Below are 1726 nucleotides of genomic sequence, written 5' to 3' on the forward strand. Positions count from 1 at the left end.
GCGGCCCCACGGTCCGTCGGGACGCTCCACGGCGACCGGCGGCAGCCGGTGCAGCCGGTTGCCGATCCAGAGCGCGTTCTCGTTGTTCACGGCCGGGTCCCTGATCTGGTTGGCGGTGAGGTTGAAGCCCTCCACCTGGCCGAGATCGTTGCGGCGCAGGCCGGTGACCCAGTCGTAGCGCAGCGGCCGGGGATAGTCGCCGTGGTGGTCGTCGAGCACCAGGAAGCCGCGGTCCTCGGCGAAGCCGACCTGCTGTCCGCCGATCACCAGCGATCCGGTCATCGGCATCATCACCTTGTGCGAGTACAGCGCGCGGTCGTCGGAGAAAGGGTGCACCACAACGAGATTCGCCGCATCGTCGGGGCCGCAGTCACCGCGGACGTGCAGGCCCATGGCCGGCAGACCCCGCTTCCCGGGGTGGGCGGCGTCCACGGTGAGCCGTCCTCGCTCCAGGTGATTGCCGATGTCGATCCGGAACTCGCCGACCCGTCCGCGTGACGAGGTGCCGAGCAGGCCGTGCGCCACCGCGAGGGTGGGTGCGGGCACCTTGGTCTCCCAGCGGGTGATGGTCTCCTCATGCTTGTTCACCGCCAGCACCTGCAGCAGCCCCACCGACTTGGCGTTGTAGACCGCGCCGAGCACGAACCAGTCGTCGTCGCCGAGCTGGAAGGCCTCCCACTCCTTGAGCCGCAGATTCCGCGCGAAGCGCCGGGGACGGTCGAAGATCCGCCGTGCGCCGGCGTCGAGCGGGTTGATCGTGGGGATCGGCCCGTCGTAGGTGCCGAAGTTGTAGCGCCCGTCGGTGACCAGCGCCGACGGGGGAGCGGTGGGCGCCGGTGGGTACACCGCACCGGCGGGCTGGGAAGTCTGCGATCCGTTCATCTCGGCTATGACGGTAGCGCGTGCGCGGCGTCCCGGCAGCGGCTCGGCCGGCTCTCGACATCGATCTTACTCGGTAGTAAGGTGACGCCCATGGCGATCAACCTTGAGCTTCCCGAGAAGATGGACGCGACCGTCGAGCGGGCTCACCTCGCGGCCGAGCACATCTTCCGGCCCATCAGTCGCAAATACGACCGGGCCGAGCACGAATACCCGGCAGAGCTCGACGAGTTGGGCCGGCTGGCCAAGCAGTCCGGGGGCGCCGAGAAGAAGTCCGAAGGCGATGCCGCCGGCGACGACACCGTCAACGGAGCCAATCTGCGTGCCATCCTCAACATCCGTGAGCTGAGCTGGGGTGATGTGGGTCTGGCGCTGTCCATCCCCGGTCAGGGCCTGGGCAACGCCGCGATCGCCGCGGTGGCCAACGGCGACCAGCTCGAGAAGTTCGGCGACGTCTGGGCGGCCATGGCCATCACCGAGCCGAGCTTCGGCTCGGACTCGGCCGCGGTGTCCACCACCGCGGTGCGCGACGGCGACGACTACCTCATCAACGGCGAGAAGATCTTCGTCACCTGTGGTTCGCGCGCCGACCACGTGGTGGTCTGGGCCACCCTGGACAAGGCGGTCGGCCGGGCCGCCATCAAGAGCTTCGTGGTGCCGATGAACGCCGACGGCGTCACCGTGGTCCGCCTCGAGCACAAGCTCGGCATCAAGGCCTCCGACACCGCGGTGGTGCGCTTCGACAACGCCCGGGTGCCGGCGGAGAACCTGCTGGGCACCCCGGAGATCAACGTCAAAAAGGGTTTCGGCGGGGTGATGCAGACCTTCGACAACACCCGTCCGCTGG

General features: G+C 68.7%; 2 protein-coding genes. One reads left to right on the forward strand and one right to left on the reverse strand.

Annotated elements, in window-relative coordinates; all coding sequences use genetic code 11:
- On the reverse strand, window positions 1-882 hold an 882-nt coding region (locus ACJMNC_RS18185; RefSeq protein WP_408949349.1), incomplete at its 3' end, for a DUF2804 family protein.
- Window positions 883-972: 90 nt separating this feature from the next.
- On the opposite strand from ACJMNC_RS18185, the gene ACJMNC_RS18190 reads away from it, so the two are divergent.
- Window positions 973-1726, forward strand: a 754-nt coding sequence (locus ACJMNC_RS18190; protein WP_408949350.1) for an acyl-CoA dehydrogenase family protein, incomplete at its 3' end; no start/stop codon positions are given.

It is taken from the genome of Gordonia sp. VNK21, from assembly GCF_046098115.1.
Classification (GTDB): domain Bacteria; phylum Actinomycetota; class Actinomycetes; order Mycobacteriales; family Mycobacteriaceae; genus Gordonia.